The 26060-nt window shown below is 62.3% G+C and carries 23 protein-coding genes and 1 tRNA gene; 11 read left to right on the top strand and 13 right to left on the bottom strand.

Annotated elements, in window-relative coordinates:
• Positions 1–46 precede the first annotated feature (46 nt).
• Positions 47–337 (top strand): ISAs1 family transposase, encoded by a 291-nt coding sequence (locus NKH33_RS08485; protein WP_502906727.1) that lies wholly within the window; start codon positions 47–49, stop codon positions 335–337.
• A gap of 102 nt (positions 338–439) precedes the next feature.
• Here NKH33_RS08485 and NKH33_RS08480 read toward each other — a convergent pair whose 3' ends face one another.
• The gene (locus NKH33_RS08480; RefSeq protein ID WP_352918897.1) at positions 440–1498 is read right to left on the bottom strand and encodes a D-TA family PLP-dependent enzyme; all 1059 of its coding nucleotides are present in this window, start codon (positions 1496–1498) and stop codon (positions 440–442) included.
• Between the two features lie 246 nt (positions 1499–1744).
• Here NKH33_RS08480 and NKH33_RS08475 point away from each other — a divergent pair, with 246 nt between their 5' ends.
• The gene (locus NKH33_RS08475; RefSeq protein WP_023674428.1) at positions 1745–2431 is read left to right on the top strand and encodes a D-lyxose/D-mannose family sugar isomerase; all 687 of its coding nucleotides are present in this window, start codon (positions 1745–1747) and stop codon (positions 2429–2431) included.
• A gap of 668 nt (positions 2432–3099) precedes the next feature.
• Here the strand turns inward: NKH33_RS08475 and NKH33_RS08470 are convergent.
• The 6 genes from NKH33_RS08470 to NKH33_RS08445 form a co-directional block, all read right to left on the bottom strand.
• Positions 3100–3888, bottom strand: a complete 789-nt coding sequence (locus NKH33_RS08470) for an RDD family protein (protein ID WP_352495276.1) — start codon at positions 3886–3888, stop codon at positions 3100–3102.
• Positions 3889–3952: 64 nt separating this feature from the next.
• A complete protein-coding gene (locus NKH33_RS08465) occupies positions 3953–4984 on the bottom strand; it encodes a stage II sporulation protein M (protein ID WP_352918896.1) in 1032 nt (343 codons plus the stop codon).
• Positions 4981–6288, bottom strand: a complete 1308-nt coding sequence (locus tag NKH33_RS08460) for a DUF58 domain-containing protein (RefSeq protein ID WP_352918894.1) — start codon at positions 6286–6288, stop codon at positions 4981–4983. The genes NKH33_RS08465 and NKH33_RS08460 overlap by 4 nt, the downstream gene beginning before the upstream one ends.
• Positions 6285–7241 carry an AAA family ATPase gene (locus NKH33_RS08455; protein ID WP_352750464.1) on the bottom strand — a complete coding sequence of 319 codons (957 nt, stop codon included), beginning with the start codon at positions 7239–7241 and terminating at the stop codon, positions 6285–6287. Before NKH33_RS08455 ends, NKH33_RS08460 begins: the two co-directional genes overlap by 4 nt.
• Positions 7228–8427 carry a DUF4350 domain-containing protein gene (locus NKH33_RS08450; RefSeq protein WP_352918893.1) on the bottom strand — a complete coding sequence of 400 codons (1200 nt, stop codon included), beginning with the start codon at positions 8425–8427 and terminating at the stop codon, positions 7228–7230. The genes NKH33_RS08455 and NKH33_RS08450 overlap by 14 nt, the downstream gene beginning before the upstream one ends.
• A complete protein-coding gene (locus tag NKH33_RS08445; protein ID WP_352918892.1) occupies positions 8424–9050 on the bottom strand; it encodes a DUF4129 domain-containing protein in 627 nt (208 codons plus the stop codon). The genes NKH33_RS08450 and NKH33_RS08445 overlap by 4 nt, the downstream gene beginning before the upstream one ends.
• Positions 9051–9201: 151 nt before the next feature.
• Here NKH33_RS08445 and NKH33_RS08440 point away from each other — a divergent pair, with 151 nt between their 5' ends.
• A complete protein-coding gene (locus tag NKH33_RS08440; protein WP_352918891.1) occupies positions 9202–10077 on the top strand; it encodes a DUF7847 domain-containing protein in 876 nt (291 codons plus the stop codon).
• Positions 10078–10137: 60 nt separating this feature from the next.
• Positions 10138–10902 carry a hypothetical protein gene (locus tag NKH33_RS08435; RefSeq protein ID WP_352492975.1) on the top strand — a complete coding sequence of 255 codons (765 nt, stop codon included), beginning with the start codon at positions 10138–10140 and terminating at the stop codon, positions 10900–10902.
• 64 nt (positions 10903–10966) lie between these two features.
• Here NKH33_RS08435 and NKH33_RS08430 read toward each other — a convergent pair whose 3' ends face one another.
• Genes NKH33_RS08430 through NKH33_RS08420 form a run of 3 tightly spaced genes read right to left on the bottom strand, consistent with a single transcriptional unit; the run spans position 10967 to position 13706 of the window.
• Entirely contained in the window at positions 10967–11743 is a 777-nt protein-coding gene (locus NKH33_RS08430) for an N-formylglutamate amidohydrolase (protein ID WP_352614156.1), read from the bottom strand.
• Positions 11743–13062: a glutamine synthetase family protein gene (locus NKH33_RS08425; RefSeq protein WP_352918889.1), complete on the bottom strand. Its 1320-nt coding sequence runs from the start codon at positions 13060–13062 to the stop codon at positions 11743–11745. Before NKH33_RS08425 ends, NKH33_RS08430 begins: the two co-directional genes overlap by 1 nt.
• Entirely contained in the window at positions 13059–13706 is a 648-nt protein-coding gene (locus NKH33_RS08420; protein WP_352918888.1) for a cysteine hydrolase family protein, read from the bottom strand. The genes NKH33_RS08425 and NKH33_RS08420 overlap by 4 nt, the downstream gene beginning before the upstream one ends.
• Before the next feature lie 152 nt (positions 13707–13858).
• Between NKH33_RS08420 and NKH33_RS08415 the strand changes: the two genes are divergently transcribed.
• From NKH33_RS08415 to NKH33_RS08400, 4 genes are all read left to right on the top strand, one after another.
• Positions 13859–14581, top strand: a complete 723-nt coding sequence (locus NKH33_RS08415; RefSeq protein ID WP_352918887.1) for a LuxR family transcriptional regulator — start codon at positions 13859–13861, stop codon at positions 14579–14581.
• Positions 14582–14665: 84 nt separating this feature from the next.
• On the top strand, positions 14666–15328 hold the full coding sequence (locus tag NKH33_RS08410) for an acyl-homoserine-lactone synthase (protein ID WP_352918886.1): 663 nt from the start codon (positions 14666–14668) through the stop codon (positions 15326–15328).
• A gap of 825 nt (positions 15329–16153) precedes the next feature.
• On the top strand, positions 16154–17758 hold the full coding sequence (locus tag NKH33_RS08405; RefSeq protein WP_352918885.1) for a vanadium-dependent haloperoxidase: 1605 nt from the start codon (positions 16154–16156) through the stop codon (positions 17756–17758).
• 472 nt (positions 17759–18230) lie between these two features.
• Positions 18231–18662 carry a YybH family protein gene (locus NKH33_RS08400; RefSeq protein WP_023674442.1) on the top strand — a complete coding sequence of 144 codons (432 nt, stop codon included), beginning with the start codon at positions 18231–18233 and terminating at the stop codon, positions 18660–18662.
• A gap of 271 nt (positions 18663–18933) precedes the next feature.
• On the opposite strand, the gene NKH33_RS08395 is transcribed toward NKH33_RS08400, so the two are convergent.
• Positions 18934–19007 (bottom strand) — tRNA-Gln (locus NKH33_RS08395).
• Between the two features lie 279 nt (positions 19008–19286).
• Positions 19287–20219, bottom strand: a complete 933-nt coding sequence (locus tag NKH33_RS08390; protein ID WP_352501488.1) for a lysylphosphatidylglycerol synthase domain-containing protein — start codon at positions 20217–20219, stop codon at positions 19287–19289.
• A gap of 296 nt (positions 20220–20515) precedes the next feature.
• Here NKH33_RS08390 and NKH33_RS08385 point away from each other — a divergent pair, with 296 nt between their 5' ends.
• Positions 20516–21898 carry a Ppx/GppA phosphatase family protein gene (locus NKH33_RS08385; protein ID WP_352918884.1) on the top strand — a complete coding sequence of 461 codons (1383 nt, stop codon included), beginning with the start codon at positions 20516–20518 and terminating at the stop codon, positions 21896–21898.
• Positions 21899–21956: 58 nt separating this feature from the next.
• Positions 21957–22652, top strand: coding sequence for an RlmE family RNA methyltransferase (locus tag NKH33_RS08380; RefSeq protein ID WP_352918883.1), 696 nt, complete (start codon positions 21957–21959; stop codon positions 22650–22652).
• A gap of 180 nt (positions 22653–22832) precedes the next feature.
• Here the strand turns inward: NKH33_RS08380 and NKH33_RS08375 are convergent, their stop codons facing one another.
• Complete coding sequence (locus tag NKH33_RS08375) at positions 22833–24254, bottom strand: MFS transporter (protein ID WP_352918881.1); 1422 nt, start codon at positions 24252–24254, stop codon at positions 22833–22835.
• Positions 24255–24549: 295 nt separating this feature from the next.
• Between NKH33_RS08375 and guaB the strand changes: the two genes are divergently transcribed.
• The gene (guaB, locus tag NKH33_RS08370; RefSeq protein WP_352458563.1) at positions 24550–26052 is read left to right on the top strand and encodes an IMP dehydrogenase; all 1503 of its coding nucleotides are present in this window, start codon (positions 24550–24552) and stop codon (positions 26050–26052) included.
• Positions 26053–26060 lie beyond the last annotated feature (8 nt).

Below are 26060 nucleotides of genomic sequence, written 5' to 3'. Positions count from 1 at the left end.
GGCCTTCATCCGCATCACCAGCCGACGCGATCAGGCCAAGCCGTTGATGCGCCTGTTCATGGCCTCCACGCTCATGTCGCCGCAGCGGGCGCTCGACCTCACTAGAGCTCATTGGCAGATCGAGAACGGCCTGCATTGGATGCTCGATGTCCATCTCGATGAGGATCTCAGCCGTGCCCGCAAGGACAATGCCCCCGCCAACACGGCCCTTCTCAATCGCCTCGCCAGAAACATCCTTCAGGCCGCCGATGCTGCCAAAGTTCCCATCAGCCATCGCATCAAGAAATGCGCCTGGAACGACGACTATCTCATCAATGCCATCACTCATATGCGATAGCCCTGTCCCTTGAGGGGAGATGGCCGGCAGGCCAGAGGGGGGGTGCTGTCCCTCCAGCGTTTGAAGGATTTTGTACCTGAAGCGCACGCGCTCCAGCTGGACTCACCCCATCCGCCCGCGTGCTGCCACCGGCAGCGTTTCCAGCACCTTGTCGCCTTCGATCAGATGCACCTCGTCGAACAGGTTGGTGACGACGCAGCAATGGTCGGGCACGACGCGCACGCGCTCGCCGATGCGAAGCTCGGCGCCGCCTGACAGCGTGACGTTGCCGTGCTCTTCGCTGAGGCTGGTCACCCTTGCGCCTGAAATGCCCAGCAGCTCACCGAAATCGGCGAGCCCCAGTGTGTCGCTGGACAGGGCCTTGCTGCCGGCGTCGAGGATGGCGCGTGTCGGCGTTGGGTGGCTGACCACCGTCGACAGCACCGTCAGTGCGCAATCGTCGAGGCTGCCGACGCCTTTGGCGACCTGGTAGCGGTCGAGATAGATGTAGGTGCCGGGCCGGTATTCGGTAACGACGCTATGCTCGCCGGAACGCCACATATCGGGTGTGCCGCCGCTGGAGATGCGCTCGCAAGCAAGGCCGGCTGCGGCAAGTGCTTGCCGCGCTTCGGCCAGCCACGCCTCGGTCTCGGCGGCGCGGCCGGCCCCCGGGTAGGTCATCAAGCCGCCGAAGACGAGCCCCCGGACCTTGTTGATCTCGCTCGCCAGCGCGACTGCCTCGCCGGCCGACTGCACACCGCAGCGGCCCATGCCGGTGTCGCATTCGACCAGCACCGGCAGGCGGTGGCCGGGATCGGTAAAGGTGGCGGCAAGCCCCATCAGCGTGTCCATGCTGTCCGTTGTCACCGACAGGGTTACGCGGCCGTGCAGCGCCTTGAGGCGCTCCAGCTTGGCCCGCCCGAGGATATTGTAGGGCAGAAAGATGTCGGTCAGTCCGGCGTCGGCCATGACCTCGGCCTCGCCGATCTTCTGGCAGGTGATGCCGACGGCGCCGGCCGCGATCTGCTTCTTTGCCCAGTAGGGCAGTTTGTGGGTCTTGATGTGCGGCCGGAGCTTCAGCCCGTGCCGGTCGGCATGGGCCTGCGCCCGCGCGATATTGGCTTCGGCGCGGTCGGCATCGATCAGGATCGCCGGCGTATCGAGGTCGTCTATGCTGCGCATGGTCTCACCATCGGAAAATTGGTTGACCTTATGGCCCTGATCGGACCGCATGTCATGGGGCCAGCGACAGCAGTTTGCATCGACACCGGATGGACGTTCGGCTATTGCGGTTTGAGCAATTCCAGGAAAAGTGTGAAACGGTTTTCCGTCCGGAATTGCGTCCAAAAAAAGATCGAGCGGTTCGGCGTTTCCGTGAAACGATGAACCGTTCTAGCGCTCGCAAAGCGACGGGAAGGAACCACGATCATGAAACGCTCCGCCATCAACGACATCATCCGCGACGCCGACGCCTTCATCCGCTCGTTCGGCTACATCATGCCGCCCTTCGCCTACTGGTCGCCGGAAGAGATGAAGGCGCGCCGGCAGGATTCGTCGGCAATCTTCTCGTCGCGGCTTGGCTGGGACATCACCGACTACGGCCAGGAGAAATTCGACGAGCTCGGCCTGTTCCTGTTCACCGTTCGCAACGGCCGCTACGAGGACATGAAGAAGGGCATGGGCATGCTTTATGCCGAAAAAATCATGATCTCGCGCAAGGATCAGCTGTCGCCGATGCACCGCCACAACATCAAGGCCGAGGACATCATCAACCGTGGCGGCGGCAAACTGGTGCTGGAGCTGTTCATGCATGATCGCGATGGCGGCATCGATCCGAAGGCCGAAGTATCGGTGCCTGTCGACGGAACCATCCACAGACTACCTGCGGGTGGGCTCCTGAAGCTCGACCCAGGCCAGAGCGTCACCTTGCTGCCGGGCGTCTGGCACGCCTTCTGGGCCGAGGGCAAGGACGTGCTGATCGGCGAGGTTTCGACCGTCAACGACGATCTCACCGACAACGTCTTCCGCGAACCAATCGGCCGCTTCGCGGACATCGACGAGGACACAGCACCGCTGCACCTGCTGGTGTCCGATTATGAGAAGTGGGTGGGGTAGGAAGCGACGGGCGGTCTGGCCGGTTGGCAAAGTTTGCACTATCTTTGGTCAGTGGACCCTCCGCCTAATCAACGTGGGAACGTCGCCTGGTCGAAAAAACATTGAGGACTCGCCTGTTACGGCGAGTGCAGTTCTCAATTCGTCGGACAAAACTATATGATTTAACTGCTGCTCATCTCTAGCCAGATGAATAGTGCCTAAGCAGTGCTCAAAGTGTACGTAAAAATTACAAGAAATTATATGTAAGACGTTACCTCCTTCCACCGCGCTGGCAACATCAGATCGTTCTGGATCTATGCAGCGAACCCGGCTGAGTGGCAGAACCCAAGAAAACTTGTTAGTCGTTCCGTCGCGGGCCACTAAGGTTATTGGATAAAATTGAACAAACTCTTGGGGCACGAATTTCAAAATTATTTCCTGCCACGTATCATCAACAGCCGGAGGGTTGCCAGTTGGTGGGCAGTGAAGGCTTTCAAAATTGATTAAATTGGATCTGGCACGAAGCACCGGCCGACCACGAGATTCCTCGATTGGTACGGAGGTCATCGCATCAACGGGGGTTACTGGAGAACCGTAGTCAAAAGTCGCCGGCTGAAACGACGTATCCAATCGATCGTACCAAACCCAAGCCATCGTAGTTCTCCAATAGAAGGGCTGCGAAAGCGAACCTACCGCTGATGCTTATCGGCCCTGCGGTTGCCCAGCAGCAGCTTGCGCTCGAGATGCGCCCGCAATTCCCCGTAATACGCCGTCAGGAACGCGCGCGCGTCATGGGCTTGGGGTGCCGCGCCGATCTTGCGTCCGATCGTCTCGGCAACCGTCCGCAGGGCGAAATAGTCGTCGCGGCGCAGCACCTCCTCCAGCTTGTGGAGTTCGGCAATTCCGTAGGCGTCGAGCTGGGCGTGGCTGAACCGGAACGCGCCAGCGCCGGCATCCTGCCGGGCCGACAGATCTTCCAGCAAGGCGCGCTTCGGTGCCTCGACCACCCAGGTCCCCGCCAACAGGTCGCCGATCCGCATGCGGTCGCGATTGAACAGCGGGAACAAGGCAAACAGCAGCGTCCACACCAGTCCGAACACCGTCGTCAACGTGTCGGCGAGGTCGGTCCCGCTGCGTCCAACGATGATCGACAGCGGCAGGAACACCTCGATCTCGCGCATCAGGTTGCGGGCGATGACCTGGTCGATCGACAGGCCGTCTCCGCTGCGCGACGCGACCCGGATGCCGACGATCCGCTTGCCGGGCGTAGCCGCGCGCCGGCCCGCTTCGAAGACGATGAAGTAGGCGTTGCGCAGAAAGAAGATCAGGATGATCCAGACGACGAAGAGCGGCTGAAATCCCTCGCTGCCAAGGCCTCCCACCCCGAATAGCGCGACGATCGTGATCACGATTGCCGCCACGGCGATGAACACGATGTCGAGCAGGAAGGCGGAAGCCCGCGTGCCGGCGTCGGCCAACTTTATCTGAAGATCGACGCCTTCGGGCGTGATCAGCGGCCGTATAGCCGCGAAGGCGGCGCGTTTAACGATCGCCATGCCGCACCGCCCGGAACAGGTAGAAATAACCGATCCACAGCACCAGCATGCCACCGCCAATGCCGTAGCGCGTGACGTCGCTGGTGATGGTCTGCCTGCCAATGCCCTCGAGCAGCCCGGCAAACAGCAGCATGACCGAGACCCCAACCATGGCGTTCGCGGCGATGCGTCCGGCGCGAGCCGCTGCCGCCATGCGTGTCAATTCGCCGGGAAAGGCGATGCTGGTGCCGATGCGCATGCCCGCCGCGCCGGCCAAAGAGATTGCGAACAATTCGGTGGTGCCGTGGATGGCCAGCCAGCCGCCGAGCTCCATGCCAAGCCCCTTGGACCAATAGACTTGGAACAACGCCCCGATCATGCAGCCGTTGAACAGCATCAGCAGTACCGTCGGCACCGCGAAGGCGAAGCCAAGGGCGAAGGCCAGGATTGCGACCTGGACGTTGTGCGTGAACAGATAGGCGGCAAAGCCCGAGAGAAAGCCATTGTCGCCATCATAAAGCATGCCTCGCAGCAGTTCGGCCGAGGTGTCGGGGCCCCGGCCTCCTGCCAGGCCGGGCGGGATGATCGCGTCGAACCAGCTCTTGTCGGATGCCACCAGCCAGGCGCCTGCACCAATGCCGATCACCATCAGCGCGACCGACGCCAATGTCTCGCGCCACAGGTCGCGAATGGCTTCGGGCCAGTCATGCAGGAAGAAATCGGCGAGGCGCTGCCGCAGCCCGCGGCGCGCGCCGTAGAGATAGAAATAACCGCGCAGCGACAGCGCTTCGAGATAGCCGACCAGCGCATTATCGAGCGATGTCGCGCGCGCCACCGACAGGGAAGACAGCGCCGATCGATAGAGCAGCGGCAGCGACAGCAACTCCTCTTCGGAAAGCGTCCGCGGCGCACGCTTCTCGACACGCGCCAGCAGCGCCTCGAATGCCTTCCAGTCGGCCTCGCGCTCGCGGCGGAAGCTGGCCAGCGACTGGCGTACCGCGTCGCCGCGTGCAGCATTGTCGGCGACTGGCGCCGTCACAGCAAGTCCTCCTGCTTGAACTGCAGATAGCGCTCGACCAGCGCCGGACCCAGCCGGTTGTGGTCGGCTTCGATCACATGCGCCCCGAGCAGGCGCAGCCGGCCGATGACGACCTGCCTTTCGCGCAAGAGCCCTCCGGCAACGACCGCGCGGGCAACATCCTCGCCGGAGCGTGGCGGCAGGTCGGCCAGGCCCTCCAGTTCGGTGTCCTTCATCATCATGAACAGCACGAGATGCCGTTCGGTGAGCCGGCCCACGGTGCGCAGCATCAATTCCGCACTGATCGGATCGACGAAATCGGTGAAGATGATGACCAGCGAGCGGCGGTCGAGCCGCGCCGCCAGCGTCGTCAATGCCAGCGTGAAATTGGTCTCCTCGCTGGAATAATCGATCTCGGCGGCCCGTTTCTGGATCATCGCAAAGCTGGCGGGGCCGCGCACCGCGCCGCTCGAAACGCGCGGCCTTGCATCGAAGCCGAACAAGCTGACCATGTCACCGCCCTTCAGCGCGATGAATGCCGACAGCAGGGCGGCCGTCACCGCCCGGTCCACCTTCGGCACCCCGTCGACCGGTTCGCACATCAGGCGTCCGCTGTCGATGGCCAGCACGATGTTGTTGTTCTCCTCGATGCGGAACTCGCGCGCCAACAGCTTGCCGTGGCGGGCGCTGCGCTTCCAGTCGATCATCCGCCGGCCCATGCCCGGCTGGTAGTCCTTGAGCGCGTCGAACTCGCGGCCTTGACCGGCGCGGCGCTGCGCATGGCCTTCGGCAAGCGCCGCATGTTGCAGCAGCGTGATCGCCTCGCCGCGAGCGCTGCTGACGTCGGGCAGCACCGCAACCTTGCTTTCCACCGGCAGTACGACCTGGTTCCAGACCAGCCCGAATGGCCCGCGCCAGCGCACCCAGAGACGGTCGAAGCTGGCGACGCCGCGCCGCAGCGCCTGGAAGCGGAGATTGAGCGACCCGCCTCCAGCGGTCGGCTGCAAGGCGCCGCCGCTGCCGCTCACCGGCGCCAGACGCGCATCGTGGCCGACGCGGGCCTCCGCGGCGCGCGGCCCCGAGTGACGGGCGGCGACGTGCACGCTGAACTCGCCGCCGACACCGACCTGCTGCGGCGCATCGATGCTGGCATTCAGCGATGCCCGTCCGCGTCCGGCCGCGGCATCCACCGCCAGGAAGGCAAGTAGCAGGCAACTCCACAGCAACCCCAGATACCAGAACGACGGCAGTGCCAGCGCGACCAGGAAGGCCGGCACCGCGCCGGCCGCAGCTGCCCATACCGCTCGGCCGCTGGGATAGATCAACGTGGTGCTTCCGTCTGGTCGACCAGGTCGGAGACGATCTGCTCGACCAGCCGGCCATCGATCTGGGCGGCAGGCGAAAGGATGACGCGATGACGCAGCGCCGGCACCGCCAGCGCCTTGACGTCGTCGGGGATCACGTAGGCGCGTCCGTCCAGCGCCGCCCGGGCACGCGCCGCGCGCGCCAGCATGGCGCCGGCGCGCGGACTGGCCCCGACCTCCAGATCGGCATTTTCGCGCGTAGCCCGAACCAGCGCCGCTATGTAGCCGACGACATCGTCGACAAGGGTGACGGAGCCGACGACTTCAAGGGCCTCCTGCAGCGTTTCGCGATCCGTCTGCGCCTCGATGCCATATTGCGCGATGTCGTGCGAGGCGGAGCCGCCGCCGTGATGGACGATGATGGCTCGTTCTTCCTCGGGGCCGGGATAGCTGACGCGGTGCTTGAACAGGAAGCGGTCGAGCTGCGCCTCCGGCAGCGGATAGACGCCCTGGTGCTCGATCGGATTCTGGGTCGCGACGACCATGAAATTGCGGCCGAGCGAATGCGTGGTGCCGTCGAAGGTGACCGCATGTTCCTGCATCGCCTCGAGCAGTGCGGCCTGCGTCTTGGGCGGCGTGCGGTTGATTTCGTCGGCAAGCAGGAGATCGCAGAAGATCGGGCCGTGCGTCAGCGTGAACTGCCCGGTCTGGAAGTTGTAGATGTTCGACCCGACGATATCGCCGGGCATCAGGTCCGGCGTGAACTGGATCCGCCCGTAGGCGATCCCAAGCGCCTGGGCGAAGCAGCGCGCCGTCATTGTCTTGGCCGTGCCCGGAGGACCTTCCAGCAGGATATGCCCGCCCGCAAACAAGGCGGTCAGCATCAGGTCGACCGTATCGTGCTGCCCGGTGATCGCCTTGGCCACTTCTTCCCTGATCCGTGTCGCCAGGGCCTTCACATCATCGACGTTCACCGAGCCTCCTTGCCGTCCAGTCATGCAGCCGTTCTGCTGCCTGTTGCATCTGCGTCAGATTCTTCGCCTCGCCGGCCGCTTGCGAGCGCGTCGTGAAGCCGCCGGCTTGCTCCTTATCGCGAGAGTCGAGCCAGTGGTCGAGCGCTTTGCCTTGCAACCCATGCGGTGCGCCGAGCAGCGCGCCGGCGCGCACCCGCATCAAGGCCGCATAGCGGCCTCCCAGCTCGTCCAGCCGGCCGGCACGCCGCATGAGCATCGCCGTCGTATCGACCAGCGCACGCTTGCCGAAGGCGATCGCGCGCTGGTCGATACGCGGCGGGCCGAACCGGCCAAGGCCATGCAGGAACGCCAGCGCCGCAGCGATCAGGATCGTCAGTGTCAGCGCCAGGAACGGCGGCTCGACCAGGAGCTTGGCGAGGTCATATTTCCGCGCCCCGCCGTGCAGCGTCAGGTCGAACATGACCAGACCCTTGCCAGGCCGCAGCCATTGGATCAGGTCGCGCACCGCGGCCGCCTTGTCGGCATCTCCAAGCGCGGAATTGTTGATTAGGTCGGGGTCGGTCAGGATGAAAAAGGGTTTGTCTTGGAATTCGATGAGGACGGCCTTGCCGCTGCCTGCCGCAATGATCGGGTGATCGTCGGCAACCCATTGCATGTCTTGCGGCGCGGCGACGAGATGGCCCCGGATCTCGAGTTGCTCGACGGTGCTCCTGCCGACACCGAGCTTAGCCTTGGCGATCCGGCCGAGCCAATCGTTGACTACGGTGTCGGGCAAACGCTCGATTTTCATCTTCCATCCCTCATGCTGCTGGAGGGGCAAGGTCTGCCATTTGGGCAGCACGAAGAGAGTCTCGCGGTCATCGCGAAGCTCAAGAATGCGGTCAAGCGCCTCCGGATCGCTGTCGGGCGAGATGGTGACGATCAGCAGTATATCTCTGGCAAGGTCGTCTTCGGTCCGCGCCATCAAGGGCGCTTCGCCGGTGAGCCGCAGCCATTCCGCCAGGCCGGCGTAGCCGACGCCGCTTTTCGACAGCGGCGTGGCGCCGCCATTGCCGGGTTGCCGGAAATCGGGAGCATAGGTGGACAGCAGGAAGAAACCGGCCGCCGCAAGGAGGCTGGCGAAAATCCCCCAAAACAGTGTCTTTCGATTGAACGGCTCCTGTGCCTCGACCGCCGGTGCGCTCACGTCCAGGCATCCCGGAAGGCGAAACGTTCATAGGCGCCGCGCGCCTGCCGCCAGCCTTCCGCGCCGACCGGCCGGCGCGCGAACAGCGCCGCCTCGACAATGCGGGCGATCTCGGTAAACGCATGGCGCGCCCTTCCCGGCAGGGAAGGGGCATTGGCGATGTCGCGCGCGGTGAGCGACGGGCGCAGGAAGTCCGGCAGCCGCCCGGCAATATCGGCGACGCTGCGCCGAAGCAAAAGGTGAACCGCCTCGTCGTAGTCGCCGCGTGCGGCCAGTGCATCCGCTTGCGACAACAGGATCTGCGCGGCGCCGGCGTCGGGGCGCCAGGCTTCTTCGTCTTCGACTTCGGGTCGGGCGCGCTGCCACGGCAGCCGCCAGGCGATGCCTTTCACCTCGAGGAAGACCAGAAGCAGGATGATTGCGACGCCCGATATCACCGCCCCCCAGAACAGATAGATCATGTAGGGACCGAGCCACGACAAAAAATCCTGCAGCGGTTTCAGCCATTCGGGCGGCTTCGACGGCACATAGGCCGGCAGGTCGAACTGGATCGACTCATCGGCGATCAGCTGCTTGTGCAGATTGGTCAGCCGTTCGGCTTCCGCTGTGCCTGGCTGTGCCACCGCCACCCGCTCCCCTGCAACCTGTGGTTCCCAGCCGACACTGACAATGCAGCGGAACAATTGCAAGTGGGCTGGACGGCGACCTCCAATGTTGGCACATTTAATGCGGGGATCACCAGCCGATATGCGGTGATTAAGCGGGGGACGCATCATGGTTTCAACGACATTGGAACGGTCGGACAAGTTTCGCATCGGCAGGGTTTTCAGCAACAGTTTTGCGGTTATCGGCCGCAATCCGGGTCTGTTGGTCGGACTAGCGGCTCTTTTTTCCGCCCTTCCGGCACTGGTGCTTAACCTTTGGAATTACAGCAATTTTGCCAACATCAATATTGCTAGTCCCGAAACTCTGGCTGTTGCCGATCCCTCGGCGATTCTACGCAACTCGTTAATATCGGTGGCTTTTGGCTTGATATATCTTGTGCTGGCTTTGTTGTTTCAATCATCACTGGTGAGGGCGACGATAGAAGACTTGAACGGCAAGCGCCCGGCAATCGGTGACTGCATCCAAATAGCTTTACGCTGCATATTCCCGACGCTTGGGATCGGGCTGGTGGTCTTTTTCGTCATGGTCCTCGGGGTTGTTGCGATTGCCGTCGCAGGGCTGATTATCCCGATCTTCGGGACGATCGTCGCGTTCGTGATGCTGCTTGTTCCCGGCATCATGTGGTTGCTTGGTATATCGGTTTCCGTACCCGTGCTGATCCAGGAGCGCCTTGGCGTGTTTGGCTCGATGTCGCGGAGCCGCGCCCTGACGAAGGGCAGCCGCTGGTCACTATTCGGCCTTTTGCTGATTCTGTTCTTGGTGGCGATTGCCTTCCAAATGGCATTCGCTTTGGTGTTTGGATTGGCTTTCGCCCTTACCGGCAGCCTCTCGACCGTTGGCCTGATTGTGGGCGCGATTGGAAGCGCCGTTGTGTCAACGGTCGTGTCGACGGTAATATCGGTTGCCATCGCCGTTAGCTATGTCGAGCTGAGACAAGTCAAGGAAGGCACCAGCGTCGAAGACTTGGCGGAAATCTTCTCGTAGCGGCAAGGGATTTGCTGCCTTCATCGCGTCAGGATCGGTCTGGACTGGATAGGTAATATCGTGGCGTCAATAACGCTGGAACAGCCCGACAAATTTCGCATCGGCAGGGTTTTCAACGACAGCTTTGCCGTCATCGGACGCAATCCCGTTCTTTGCCTAGGGCTTGCCTTGATTTTCTCCGCCCTGCCGAGATTCGTATTTGCGCTCTGGTTCAGGAATACCGTTACGAATGTCGAGCATGGCGGCCCGGAATTCTCGGTTCAACGGGTCGCGCTCACGGTGGTTGGCGCGATCGGCTATATTGTCCTCATGTCCTTGCTGGAGGTGGCTTTGACGCGCGCTGCCATTGAGGATTTGAGCGGCAAGCGGCCGTCGATGCGTGATTGCATCGGGACGGCCGTGGCACTCCTGCTGCCGGCAATCGGCATTTCGCTGATTGTCAACATTGGCTTCACAGTCGGCCTCGTGCTGCTCGTCGTTCCGGGATTTTTGTTGTTGGTTCTCTGGGTTGTAGCGATACCGGTTCTGATTCAGGAAAAACTGGGGGTATTCGCGAGTTTGGGCCGCAGCCGCGATCTTTCCAAGGGCAGCCGTTGGTCTCTGCTCAGTCTCTGGTTCCCCCTGTTCGTAGCTTTGGTCGCAACAAATTTCACGTTGGGCCGCGTCCTATCCCACTTAGGCATTCCGCTCGTGTTCTTCCTGGACGCTCTGGCGCGCGCGGTCGAGCAAGTCGTGTTTTCCACTGCCATCGCCGTCAGCTATGTCGAGCTGCGCCAGGTCAAGGAAGGCACGAGCGTCGAAGACTTGGCGGAAATCTTCTCCTGAGGACGGGTGGAGGCTTTTCATCGACGGCTCGGCTCTCGCGTTGCGCTCGAGCAGCCGAGCTTGTTCACAAACCCTGTGTCTGCACCGGCAACGCCGCCGCCAGCCGCTTCGCCCATTCCTCGATGCCGGAGCGGCTCGCCAGCAGGTCCTGCCTGATCTCGATGAGGACGGCCTGAATGCCGCGATCGTCGCCATGGACCGGTATGGCGTAGTCGCCGTCGCGGCTGATCGCATAAGGCTCGTTTGCCTCGACGTTGAGCGCACCGTCGGCGCGCAGGCCGGCAAGCACTGCCTGGCCGAAATCGACTGCCCGGTCGTAAAGCACGCCGGCGTGCCAGGGCCGCGCAATGCCGAGGAAGACCGGCGTGAAGGAGTGGATCGTCGCGATCCGCGTCGCTCTGCCCTGCTTCGCCCGGTCGTCGAGATGGGCGGCCACGCGGTCATGAAACGGCGCGAACATGATTTCGGCACGCCGGCTTCGCTCCTCCGGATCGAGGCCGACATTGCCGGGGATGCCGGTGTCCTCCGATAGCGCCGGAATGCTGCCGCTGGAACCAAGCGGCCGGTTGAGATCGATCAACAGCCGCGAATAGGAGCTGAGGAAAGCCGGAGCATCGAGCAGTTTCGACAGAGCGCGGGTCACTTCGGCGGCGCCGATATCCCAGGCGATATGGCGCTGCAAATGGCGGCTGTCGAGACCGAGCCGCGCATACTCGGCCGGAATATGATTGGACGCGTGCTCGCATATCAGAACGATATCGGAACGCCCCGTTTCGTTGATTGCGTCGACCGCGGGTGGCCAACCTTCCGGTAGGATGGCGTTGGCAACCGGCTCAGCCATCAATACAGCGTCCGGTAGAGATCGCAGACCGCCACTGGGTCGAGACCGGCGAGGCGCTCGGTCTCATGCCGCTTGAGGCCGACAAAGGTCTCGACGAACACCGGCGCGAACCATCCGGTGACGGTCTTGTCAGCAACGAGCGCGTCGAGTGCCGCAGGCAGCGTTTCCGGCAGCCGCACGAGGCCAAGCTTCTTGCGCTCGGAACCGCTCATCAGCGTCGGGTCGCCCGAGACAAGCGGCGGCGCCGGCAGCTTGGCCTTCAGCCCCTCCAGCCCGGCGCGCACGATCGCTGCCAGCGACAAATAGGGATTGCCGGTGGCGTCGGCTGCCCGGTATTCGATATTGTACTGCCGCGCCGGATCGCGCCCGCCGATCGTCACCGTCGGGCAGATGCGCAGGCTCGCCTCGCGGTCGCGATCGGCAAGCCAGGTGTAGGACGAACTCCAGCTATGCGGCTTCAGCCGGTAGTAGGACGACACACTCGCCGCCGTCATGGCGGTGATCGCGGGCAGGTGGCGCAGCACACCGGCACAGAACGAAGCGGCCTGGCTGGAAAGGCCGCCCGGCTGGGCCGGGTCGTAGGTCGCCGGCTGGCCGGCGTCGTCGACGAAACTGAAATGGATATGGACGCCGTTGCCGACGGCATCCGGCGCGATCTTCGGCGCGAAGCTCGCCCGCCAGCCGGCGCATCGCGCGATTTCGCGCGTGATCTCGCGGATGGCGACGGTGCGATCGGCCGCGGCAAGCGCATCGGTTGGCTCGCACGTCACCTCGAACTGGTCGGTGCCGAATTCGGCGATCACCACTTCGGGCGCGACGCCGGCTTCCGCCAGCGCCGCCATCAGATTGGCGGCAAACGGGTCGGCGCGGCGCAGTGCGGCCAACGACATCGAATGGGCCGGCCCGAAGTCGCCCTCGATATGGAATTCATGCTCGAAGGCGGCGATGACGGAAAGCCCGGCCGCCGCCTTCAACTCCGCCAGCGCATCCTTGAGCATGGTCCGCGTACAGCCGACCCACGGGCTGCCGTCGAGTTCGACGATGTTGCCGGCGACCATGTCGAAAGGCGTCGCCGATCCGGTCAGCGCCGTGCGGAACCGCGCGTTGAGATCGGGAACGAGCCGCACATCGCCTGACGAGCCCCACGGATTGGGATCGACGATCGAGTTGAACGGCGTCAGCGACAGGTTGGCCTGCAGCCAGCCGACGCCGGTCGCCGCGATCTTCTGCAGCTTGCTTTCGACGACCGAGCGGCCGCGCGTGATCGCCGAAAGATCGGTGGTGACGACGGCAACCAGCGGTTCGACGGTCGATGTCATGCAGCTTTTCCCAAGGCTTCGAAACGGCCCGTAACGGTGGCGGTATCAGTGACCCAGCAATAGCCACCGAAAGCCTCGAGCGCGCCGTCATGACGCTCCTGCGAGGCGGCGGCGCAGGCATCCGATACGCAGGTGACGAGATAGCCGCGATCGGCGGCATCGCGCACCGCGATGTCGACGCACTGGTCGGTCATGATGCCGGCGACGATCAGATAACGCACTCCGAGGTTTTTCAAGACATAGTCGATGTTGGTCGAGTTGAAGACGCCCGACGATGTCTTCGGCAGCATGATCTCGTCGCCGACCGGCGCCAGCGACGGCACCGGCAGGCCTTCCGGCCGGCTCGGCGCGATATGGATCGGCGTCAGCTTGTGGTCGAGCGAGCAGTCGCGGCCGTCTTCGGTCAGGCTCTGGATGATCGTGTGGATCACCTCGACGCCGTTGGCCCGCGCCGCCGCCAGCAGGCGCTCCTGGTTGGGGATCGTTTGCGACGCCGTCTGCCGGTAGAAATAGTGATCGGGACCGCGCTCCGGATGCGCCGGATCAGCACCCGGCTCCAGCCAGACCCGTTGCATGTCGACCAGCAGCAGCGCGGTTTCGCCAGCCCGGAACGGCTCGTTTCGTTTCGGCAGTGATGGCGTCATGCTTGGGGGTCCTGTGTTGCTGACTACAATCCGGCTGATTTAGCTGATTTTGGTCCACGCGTCCTGCGTCGCGGACACACTTATTGGGATATTCGAAGTCACTAATTTAAGGTAAGCTTTGTTTTCGGGCGTGGAGACGGGGGGTCTCTGTGATGATCGATTCAGACGTGTTCGACTTTGTCGAACGCTGCAGGAAACACACAGCTACCGGGCCGCTTTTGGGCGACCTTCTCGAGACCGTGCGAAATCTCGGCTTCGAGCACCTGATCCTGAGCGGCGTGCCGCTTGGCGGGCAGAAGCTTGCACCGATGGTCGAACTGAATGGCTGGCCGGCCAGCTGGTTCGAGCGCTATGTCGAGGCCGAGCATGCGGCGGTTGATGGTGTCTGCATCTATTCTGCAAAGACCCTGAAGCCGTTCCTCTGGTCCGAAGTTCCGGCAAAGTGGTCGGATACGGAAGGCTCACGACGCGTCGCCGGCGAGGCGACGGAGTTCGGCATCTGTAGCGGTTTCGCCGTACCGATGCTCAGCGTTCATCATTGGCAATCCGTGCTGTCGTTTGCCTCTTCCGCGAAGGCCTGCGCCCTGTCGCCGCGCCATCAAGTGCAACTGGTGACGATGGCGGTCTATGCCGGCATGTCGATCCAGGCCTTGGCGAATGACGATGATGACCATGAGGGCGTGCTGACCGACCGCGAAAAAGAAGTGCTCTTGTGGGCCGCGGCCGGCAAGACCTCATCCGAAACCTCGCAGATTCTCGGCCTGACCGAGCGCACGGTCAAATGGCACTCGACACGGGCTCGCGAGGCTTTTGGTGTCGGCACGACCACGCAAGCGGTCGTCGAGGCGGTACGCCGGCGTCTGATCCATCCCTAAACGCGTCAACTGTCCCATCGGACAGGTGACGTATATTAGCGCGACTGCGAGTATCCCTGCGAGAAACGATCGGGGGATCGCGCCATGATAACGGCCCACGTAGTCAACGCGCATAACAAGCATCTCTACGAAAATGAATTCGACGAGTTTCTGCGCCGCCGGCACGATTTCTTCGTGCATCAAAAACGTTGGCGCCCTCCGAGCCCGGATGGTCGCGAACTGGATCAATTCGATACAGACGCGGCGACATACCTGCTGGGCATTGAAGACGACGATCGCGTAGTGACTTCGGCTCGATTGATCCCAACGAGCGAGCCGCACATGGTCTCGGAGGTCTTTTCTCATATGTGCGAAAAATCGGGCGTCCCGAGGCGACCTGACTGGGCCGAATGGACCCGCACATTCGTCGTTCCCGACAAACGCACTGCCGGACTGAGGGGCACGCTGACGCAGCTGTGCTGCGCGGTGATGGAATACGCTCTTGACGAGGGCCTCAGCGCCGTCGGCGGCATCCAGGAAACGTACTTCATGCCGCACCACGGCGCGCTCAAATGGCGGGCCGAACCGATGGGCATGGCCAGGGAAGAGAACGGCGAGTGGTACATCGTCGCGTATATCGAGGTGAACGAGGCGGCGCTGGCGAGTGTGCGGAAGATACTTGGGATTGATCAGAGTTTGCTGGTTCGGCGGGGGATGCAATTGCCGTTTATCGAAAGCAACAAAGTCCTGTGGCGCGCATTAGTCTAGTGCAGTCGTCGTGTCGCGCGGTTGGGCGGCGGAGCACTTTGCGACAAAGTTTACTGATCTTACTATCGACCAAAAGAACTTTAGTAAATTTTGCATAGCCACCGTTACAAGTATCGCTTAGGAAAATACGCTCCGTTGTTTACTATTGGGAGGAATGCAAGATGAAATTGATATCGATTTTTCTCATTGTAATATCCTCGCTTCTCATGTCCGGTCCTGGTCACGCTCAAACATCTCAACCCACGCAGGAGATGGTGGATCTTATGGGGAAGTTAGAAGTTGAGTGGGACAAATTGAGAACGGGAGGCAAAAGTGGCGAATTCATGCCGCAATGTTCGTCCGGAACTGGCTGCGAGAGAGCTTGTGAGTCGGGAAAGAGTTGCAGCTGTAGCTCCTCTGGAGGCAGTTGTTCATGTAGTGAGTGCAAATAGCCAAGCTCAAAGCCGGGCGCCTGCGTCCGTGACGAACCGACGCTCGGCCGGATTACGGTGACGGTGCACTCTTTTCGCCGCCTGCCTCGTTTTCGGGGTTTCGCCGCTTTGCCGATTTACCCGGCGATGCTCTCGGCCGACGGGTGCATCGAAAACCGCGACATCAGCACGCGGCAATACTCGATGGGCAGTGCTTGTGGAACACATAGTCTTCGGGCGTGAAAACACTTTGACTCGCCCGTACGGTGCTGGGGGACGCGGCTGACAGAGAACGCGGGAAAGGTGCTGCGGTCAATCTGGACACAACGGCGGGGGCGACATGGTAAAAGTGCACTGTCACCGTAATTCGAATTTCGTCCAAAAGTTAAAGAAATTAGCGATCTAGGGGGGAAATATGGACCGTCGTACGTTCATTAAAGTGCTCCCGGCAGCGGGATTTACTACCGTGGCCGCAAGTGCCTATGGACAGGAAACACACCTTGATGATGCGAGCCGGAAGGAGTTCGAAGATCTGTTGGCAACGCAGGACGAGATGCGACGCCATCTTTTTGCAATCACCGATACTGAGATTCTCCCGGAGGGACCTCTTGACCGGGTCTACTACTGGAATAACGTAGGGCTCAACATATCCGCAATTGACCATACCCCAGCCGCGGACCAATTGGACGGGGGCGGCTCGAGCGCACCGGACCCGCGCCGGTTCGGTGAGCAGCTTGGTCCGCATCGGTCCTCCTACGCAATGGCGGTTGCTCAGATAGCCGTCTTTGAGGCAGTCAATGCGTTCCCCAGGAGCGCAAATCCGAAGAAATATCAGAGCTATACCGGCTTCAGCAGCGCGCCATCAGCGCCTGCGGACGCATCGTTGGACGGTGCGATCGCCCAGGCTATGCATGATGCCCTTGCCCACCTGTACCCGTTCAAGGCAGCCGATGTTCGCAGTGTCCTGGACAGAGATATTGCCCGCATATCCGGTACATCACCGACGGGCGACAAGATCGATATTGCGGCTGGACGCAAGATCGGTCAGGCGGCAGCGAAGTCCATCATCGAGAAGCGAAAGGAGGATGGGACAAACCACCAAGAGATCAAATTCGCGGATCTGCCACCGGACAATGGGCCCCTTAAATGGTCGATTGATCCTGTCAGCAAGATTGAGACGGCACTCGGCGCTAAATGGAAAGATGTGACGCCGTTCTTGCTGATGAAAGGCGATCAGTTCCGGCTCGCCGATCCGCCCAAACTCAACGATGCGCGGTATATTGCGGCGTTCGACGAGGTAAAGGACATCGGAAAGAAGGGCGTTTATCCGATGGACACCTCGCGAAAGAAGGGCGAGACGTTCCGCGCGATCTTCTGGGGGTATGACGGGACGCCAAATCTCTGCGCGCCCCCACGTCTATACAATCAGGTGGTGAGGACTATTACCACTGATAAAAAAATATCCGAACCCGCAGAATTGGCTAGGATATTGGCTCTTTGCAACACAACAATGGCCGATGCAGCAATTGCGGCTTGGGATTCCAAATTCACGCATCGCTACTGGCGCCCGGTAACTGGCATTCGGTGGCCAGGAATGGAAGGGGATGCAAAGGGGGATGCCTCAAATGTGCCGGATCCGACGTGGGAGCCGCTCGGATCGCCCAATACGGATTCGAAGAAGGCCAACTTTACCCCTCCTTTCCCCGCGTACCCGTCCGGCCACGCAACTTTCGGGGGAGCGCTGTTCCAGGTTTTGCGGATGATTTTCAAAGACACCGGCGACGATACTCCCTTCGTGCTCGTGTCAGATGAGTTCAACGGCAAGCACAAAGGGGTCAATGACGCAAAACCCCGGCCATATTTGCCGCTTTCATTCGTGGCTTTGCAGGATGCTGAATTTGAAAATGCCTTCAGCCGTGTGTGGCTGGGTGTTCATTGGCGGCCGGATGGCGAGGACGGCATCCAGCTTGGTAACAAAATCGGCAACTGGGCATTCCAGAATGGTTTTGCAGAGGTCTAGCCGCTGTCTCCTCGAGCGGTTTCAGCGCCCGAACAAAGCGAGCAGAAGGTCTCCCTGCGAAGATTAGGCGACATTACAGTGCTAGTGCACTGTGGAATTACAGTGACAGTGCACTATTTCTTTTCGCCGCCTGGCTCATTTTCCGGGTTTCACTGCTTTGCCAATTTGCCCGGCGATGCTCGGCCCACGGGCGCATCGAAAACCGCGACATCGGTGACGCGGCAATACTCGATGAGCAGTTCTTGTGGAACCATAGTCTTCGGACGTGAAGACGCTTTGGCACGCCCGTACGGTGCTGGGGATGCGACAGACCGAGAACGCCGGCAAGGTGCACCATGCGGCGGGGGCGACATGGTAAAAAGTGCACTCACCTTAATTCTGATCTATACTCCGGACCGACCGCCTACGGCAAAGCGAAGGGCGGATGAAGCGCTTGATAGTGTTCTCTTTGTAGTCATGTGGCGATGTTAAGATGTTAGCCTCCGACCTGACGAAATTTATCGAGCAGGATCATCTGGCCCTGGATGCCTTCGTAAAGGGCGATCCTGAGCCCTTGAAAAACCTCTACTCGCGACAGGACGACGTCATTATTGCCAATCCCTTTGGTCCGCCGGCGAAGGGATGGAGAAAGGCCGCTGAGACCATGGAACGGGCCGCCACTAATTACCGGCACGGCAAGGCCATCGGCTTTGAGCGCATCTCGGAGTATGCGACAGCCGACTTGGGATACATCATCGAGGTCGAGCGGTTCCAATCCAAGGTCGGTGGTGGCAACAAACTGGTGCCGATTGCGCTTCGAGTCACCACCATATTCCGGCGCGAGGAAGGCGCGTGGAGGATCGTCCTTCGTCATGCCGATCCGATAACCTCGGCACGCCCGCCGACGTCCATTGTCGGGGAGTAGAAGGGTTGCCGGAGAGGTTTTAGGAATTGCGGTGACGGCGCACTAATTTCTTTTCTCCGTCTGCCTCGTTTTCCGGGTTCTCACGGCTTTGCCGATTTGCACGGCGATGCTCTCGGCCCACGGGTGCATCGAAAACCGCGACGTCGGCGACGCGACAATACTGGAGAGGGCGACACGGGAAAAGTGCACTGTCACCGTAATTCGACCACCGTAATTCGACGGAAGTTATTCCTGGAGGAGCGGGTTCGGTAGCTAAGTAATTGAAATTGCTTGGCTGGGGAACCTGGATTCGAACCAGGACTAACGGAGTCAGAGTCCGTGGGTCTACCGTTAACCTATTCCCCAGCAGGCGCGGCCGTTGAAAACCACACGGGCAGGGCGACGATGTCGCCGCGCGTGCCTTGTAGCCGCCGCCGGAAAATAGTCAACCCTGCCGTAGGCATTTCAATCGGCGCGGTTGCTTCAGATTTGCCCTATCGTCACTCCTGCCGGCGTTTGCGCTGCCCCTCACCCTCTCCCCGTTCTTCACGGGGAGAAGGTCCCGGCAGGGGGTTGAGGGGCGGCGCCTACATTGAGGATTGATCTTCTCACGGTCGTCATCAGGCCTGACGCGATTGCCAAGCTTCAACTCTCGCTGCGGCTGTATTGCGAGTGCTCGAAGAACAGCACCACGCCGAGCGCGATCAGCAGCGGGATGATCAGGTAGAACAGCCGGAACACCAGCAGCGCCGCCAGCACGCCGACCTGGTCCATATGTGACAAGCCGGCGAGAAACACCACCTCGAACACGCCCAGCCCGCCCGGCGCATGCGAGATCTGCGCGATCGAGAACGACACCAGGAAAACGCCGAGCACGATGAAATAGCCGGGATTGCCGGTGGCGGGCAGGGCGAAGAAGATGATCGCCGCCGCCGCCAGCAGTTCGATCGGGCCGACCAGCAATTGCCGCGCCACGATCGGCAGCGCCGGATAATGCAGCTGAAAGCTGCCGATCCTGAGTGGTCTCAGATGCAGCCAACTGCCGAATATGTAGGCCGCCACCACGAGCAGCATGGCGAGCCCTGCTGCTTGCGACAGCCGGTGATGCGGCGTGCCGGAAAACCGGTCGATCACGTCGGGCTCGAGCAGCAGGACGATGCTTGAGACGAACAGCGTCGACAGCACGAAGGTGATCCAGCAGATCGCCACCAGAATGCCGACGTCCTGCCCGGTCAGGCCCCTGGTGCCGTAGGCGCGGTAGCGGATCACCGCACCGGAAAACACCGAGCCGCCGATATTGTGCGACAGCGCGTAGGTGGTGAACGAGCAGAAGGTGACGAACAGCCACGATACTTTCTTGCCGATGTGCAGCAACGCGATGTGGTCGTAGCCGGCGAGCGAGGCATAGGCGATGACCGAGCTCAGCGCCGCCAGCACCCAGCCGCGCGCCGGGATGGCGATTATGCCGGCCCAGACATCGTCAAGCGAGATGCCGCGCAATTCGTGCAGCAGCAGCCACAGCGAGAACACCACCGCGGCGATGCCGATGACGGGCCAGAAATAGCGCCTCCAGTTCATGGCATGACGATCATGCGTTGCAGCCCGTACCGTTTTCCGGTTCGCAGCAGGCAAACCGCCCGCGTTGCCGAATGATTTACCCTCCATTCAGAAATGCCTCATTGAAGCCGGCTATTCAACCGGGAAGGCGCGCCATCATCGGGGCGAGGGCACTGGCAAGACAATGCCGCCGGCAAAATTCGCCGCGAGCACTCTTGGTGATCCGGCCGTGCGCTGATAGTCTGGCGGCAACTTGAACATGTAAATGCGCCTGCTGCGTCCGGTCTCCGGTTCGCGCGGCGCCGGAAGGAACGACAGTGGAAGACCACGACGCCGGCGCTGGCGCGCCGGAAGTGGGCGTGTCCAGGGGTTCGCCGCCGCCGTCCGGCCAGGCAAGCCCATCCACCGGACGCTACGGCCGTCAGGTGCAACCCTGGTCCGGCAATGGACAGGCTGGCGACACGTCCCACGATCACAAGGGTCAGAACGGCCCGCATCAGAACGGCAAACCCAAGAAACGGCGCAAGCGCCGGCGCGGGCGCAAGGTTTTCGCACGCGACGAGACTCGTCCGCTGGCGGCCGGCGCTTCGGTGCCCGCCGCCAACGAGGCCCCGGCCGCGCGCCCGCCCCAGCCAGCGGCTTACGCGCCTCCGCCCTCAGCTCCGCCAAGACCGGGGCAAGGTGCCCGCACACCGCCGCCGCTGCAGGAATTGCCGGTGTTTGCCGCGCTCGATCTCGGCACCAACAATTGCCGGCTGCTGGTCGCGGTGCCGACGCGCCATGGCCAGTTCCGCGTCATCGATGCCTTCTCGCGCATCGTCAGGCTGGGCGAGGGCCTTACCGCCAATGGCCGGCTCGGCGACGCCGCAATGGACCGCGCGGTCGAGGCGCTGAAGATCTGCGGTGACAAATTGCGCAACCGCAAGGTCAGGAAAGCCAGGCTGATCGCCACCGAGGCCTGCCGAACCGCCGCCAATGGCGTCGAGTTCCTCGAGCGCGTCGAGCGCGAGGCCGGCCTGCAGCTCGAGATCATCGACCGCCAGACCGAGGCGCGGCTGGCGGTGTCGGGCTGCGGTTCGCTGGTCGAGCGCGACACGCAAGGCGTCGTGCTGTTCGACATCGGCGGCGGCTCGTCCGAAATCGCGCTGATCGACCTCACCGGTCAGCGCTCGCCAAGGCTTGCCAACCATATCGTCTCGTGGACGTCGCTGCCGGTCGGCGTCGTCTCGCTGGCCGAGCGTTTTGGCGGCCGCACGGTGACACGCGAGATCTTTGGCGCCATGGTCGAGGATGTCGCAATGCGGCTGCGCGCCTTCGACGGGCGTGATCGGCTGAGCCACCTCCTGGCCAGCCCGAAATTCCATTTGCTCGGCACCTCGGGCACTGTGACGACGCTGGCCGGCGTCCATCTCGATCTCGAACGCTATGACCGGCGCCGCGTCGACGGGCTGTGGATGGATCGCGACAGCGTCGACCGCATGGTCGAAAAACTGGTCGGCTGGGATTTCCAGCAACGCGTCGCCAACCCCTGCATCGGCGCCGACCGCGCCGACCTGGTTCTGGCCGGCTGCGCCATACTGGAGGCGATCCGTGCCGTCTGGCCGTCGGAGCGGCTGCGTGTCGCCGACCGCGGCCTGCGCGAGGGCATATTGAGCGAATTGATGGCCGATGACGGCGTCTGGCGGCGAGGCAGAGCATGATCCCGAAAAGTGGCTGCCCGTTTTCGGACAAGATCATGCTCAAACAAGCAATCAAGCAATGACCAAGAAACCGGAAAGACCGAGCTCCGCCGGCATTCGCGTGCTGAAGACGAAGATCAAGAAGAAAAGCGGCCTGAAGGAATCGTCGCGCCGCTGGCTGCAGCGCCACATCAACGATCCCTATGTCCAGCGCTCGAAGGCCGACGGCTATCGCTCGCGCGCCGCCTATAAGCTGATCGAGATCGACGACAAGCACCATCTGCTCAAGCCAGGCATGAAGGTGATAGACCTTGGCGCGGCACCCGGCGGCTGGTGCCAGGTCGCCGCCGCGCGTACCAAGTCGACCGCGGAACACCCTAACGTCGTCGGCATCGATTACCTCGAGATGGACGCCGTGCCGGGCGCCCCGGTGCTGCTGATGGATTTCCTCGATCCGCAGGCACCCGAAAAGCTGGCCGCGACGCTGGGCGGCCAGCCCGACATCGTGCTCTCCGACATGGCCGCACCGACCACCGGCCACAAACGGACCGACCACATCCGCACCATGCATCTGTGCGAGGTGGCGGCCGATTTCGCGCTGTCGGTACTGAAGCCGGGCGGGCATTTCCTCGCCAAGACGTTTCAGGGCGGCGCCGAGAACGAATTGCTGGCCAGGCTGAAACGGAATTTCCGCTCGGTCCATCACGTCAAGCCACCGGCCTCACGCGACGAATCGGTGGAGCTTTATTTATTGGCGAAGGATTTTAAGGGGTAGCGCCCTTTCCTTCTCCCCTTGTGGGAGAAGGTGGCCTCGCGAAGCGAGGTCGGATGAGGGTGTTCCAGCTTGGCAACACGCTTGCAGTTATCATCGCCTCATTTCTTCCAACACCCCTCAACCGTCTCGGCGCTGCGCGCCGATCCACCTTCTCCCACAAGGGGAGAAGGGAAGGGGTCCTCAACTCCCCGGCGGGCTCACCGGCTCCAGCGTCTTCGGCGGTGTCAGCCGGCCATGTCCAGACACGGCATTGCCGGCGTCCGGCGCCAGCCGCATGAACGACAGCGAGGCTGCCGCCGATACCGCCGCTACGATGAAGAAGGCGGTGTGGAAGTCGCTCAGCGTCAGCGGGCCGCCATGGATCGTGGTCGACACTTCCAGGATGCCGCCGGCCAGCGCCACACCGAGCGCGATCGCCAACTGCTGGAACACCGCGGTGATCGGCGTGGCCTTGCTGGTGTCGGCGGCCGAAATCTCGGCGTAGGCAAGCGCATTGATGCCGGTGAAGAACATCGACCGGATGAAGCCCCCGGCGAGCAGCATGGCGAGGATCAGCCCGTAGGGCGTGTCGGGTGTGAACAGGCCGTTGATGGCGATGGACGCGGCAGCGATGAGCGAGCCTGAAATCAGCACACGGCGGAAGCCGGCGACCCTGAAGATCAGCGCGGTGACGAATTTCATGCCTATGGCGCCGATTGCCGAGACGAAGGTGATCATGCCGGACTGGAACGGCGTCAGCCCGAAACCAATCTGGAACATCAGCGGCAACAGGAAAGATACGGCACCAATGCCGATGCGGAACAGTCCGCCGCCGAGCACCGAGGAGCGGAACACCCGATTGCGAAACAGCTCGAGCGCCAGCAGCGGGTTCTTGGCGCGGCGCGCGTGCAGCAGGTAAAGCACCGCCGATGCCAGTCCGACGGCAACGGTGATAAAGCCGGCAACTGGCGGCAGAGCCGGCAGGCTGACCACCGAAAGGCCGAACACAATGCCCGATGCCGCCAGCCCGCTCAGCACGAAACCGATGAGATCGAGCGGCGGCGTCTGCGCGGCGTCGGTCTTCGGCAGGAAACGCGTGGCCAGCCAGATGCCGATCAGCCCGATCGGCACATTGATCAGAAAAATCCAGTGCCAGGAAAAATAGGTCGTGATGAAGCCGCCGACCGGCGGGCCGACCAGGGGGCCGACCAGAGCCGGGACAGTCAGCCACGACATGGCGGCGACGAGTTCGCTTTTCGGCGTCGCGCGTACCAGTACCAGGCGTCCGACCGGTGTCATCATGGCGCCGCCAATGCCTTGCAGGAAGCGTGACACCACGAAAGCCGGCAACGAATTGGAAATGGCGCACGCGACCGAACCGACGATGAACACGGCGATCGCGGCACGGAAGACATTCTTGGCGCCGAAGCGGTCGGCCATCCAGCCGCTGATCGGAATGAAGATCGCCAGCGATACCAGATAGGCGGTCAGCGCCAGCTTGAGCGCGATCGGGCTGGTGTGGATGTCGATGGCGATCGCCGGCAACGATGTCGCAATGACGGTCGAATCCATGTTTTCCATGAATAGAGCGACCGCCAGGATAAGCGGAATGGTGCGGTTCACGATGGATCCGGCCTTGAAATGTGCGTCGCGATTGCTTGCCGGCCCTGGGGGCCAAACCGACAGGTAGGGCGGTTATCATGGCTTGGCCCGGATGTCGCATTAATTTGCTGTCACGTTTGTGCGACCGCAAGTCCCGCAGCCCTTGGGGCAAAATGCAGCTTCGCCACTACACAACCATCGGCTTTTCAACGGCCACGGGACGTGTTACGAGCCAGCGCCAATCCTGAAAGGGAAGAAGACGAGTCGGCGCTGTCCATCCAGGGCGAGCGCCTTTCCTGCATTCCGAGGGCTGGCCATGGCAAAAATCATCGAGACGTCCACCGGCGCATTGGCGCTGACCTTTGACGACGTGCTGCTGCAGCCGGGTCATTCCGAGGTCATGCCCGGCGAGACCGACATCCGCACCCGCATCGCCGGCGACATCGACCTCAACGTGCCGATCCTGTCGGCCGCCATGGACACGGTTACCGAGGCGCGGCTCGCCATCGCCATGGCCCAGGCCGGCGGCATCGGTGTCATCCACCGCAATTTCTCGCCGGCCGAACAGGCCGAGCAGGTGCGGCAGGTGAAGAAATTCGAGTCCGGCATGGTGGTCAACCCTGTCACCATCGGTCCCGAGGCGACGCTTGCCGATGCGCTGGGTCTGATGCGCACCTACAGCATTTCGGGCATTCCGGTGGTCGAGAACGGCGGCACCGGCGGCCACACGGTCGGCCGGCTCGTCGGCATCCTGACCAACCGCGACGTCCGCTTCGCGTCCGATCCGGCGCAAAAGGTCTATGAGCTGATGACCCGCGAGAACCTGATCACGGTCAAGGAGAACGTCGATCAGGACGAGGCCAAGCGGCTACTCCATCAGCACCGCATCGAGAAGCTTGTTGTGGTCGATCGGGACGGCAATTGCGTCGGGCTGATCACGGTCAAGGACATCGAGAAGTCGCAGCTCAACCCGCACGCCACCAAGGATGCGCAGGGGCGCTTGCGCGCAGCCGCCGCCACCAGCGTCGGCGATGACGGTTTCGAACGCGCCGAGCGCCTCATCGACGCCGGCGTCGACCTTCTCGTGATCGACACCGCGCACGGTCATTCGCAGCGCGTTCTGGATGCGGTGACGCGGGCCAAGAAACTGTCCAACTCGGTTCGCATCCTGGCCGGCAACGTCGCCACCGCGGAAGGCACCTTGGCGCTGATCGATGCCGGCGCCGACGCGGTCAAGGTCGGCATCGGACCAGGCTCCATCTGCACCACCCGCATCGTCGCCGGCGTCGGCGTGCCGCAGCTCTCGGCGATCATGTCGGCGGTCGAGACGGCGCAGAAATCCGGCGTTTCGGTCATTGCCGATGGCGGCATCAAATATTCGGGCGATCTCGCCAAGGCACTGGCCGCCGGCGCAAGTGCTGCGATGATCGGCTCGCTGCTGGCCGGCACGGACGAGAGCCCGGGCGAGGTCTATCTGCACCAGGGCCGCTCCTTCAAAGCCTATCGCGGCATGGGCTCGGTCGGCGCGATGGCGCGCGGCTCCGCCGATCGTTATTTCCAGGCCGAGGTGCGCGACACGCTGAAACTGGTCCCGGAAGGCATCGAAGGGCAGGTGCCGTACAAAGGACCTGTGTCTGGCGTGCTGCACCAGCTTGCAGGCGGCCTGAAAGCCGCTATGGGTTATGTCGGTGGCCGCGACCTTGCCGATTTCCGCGAGCGCGCCACTTTTGTGCGGATATCCAATGCCGGACTTCGTGAAAGCCACGCCCATGACGTCACGATTACCCGCGAAAGCCCGAATTATCCTGGCGGAGCCTGACCGTCATG

This window comes from Mesorhizobium sp. M1182 (genome assembly GCF_040318335.1).
GTDB lineage: Bacteria > Pseudomonadota > Alphaproteobacteria > Rhizobiales > Rhizobiaceae > Mesorhizobium.
The sequence above is the reverse complement of the archived record's forward strand: the minus strand, read 5'-3'. Positions and strand labels throughout refer to the sequence as shown.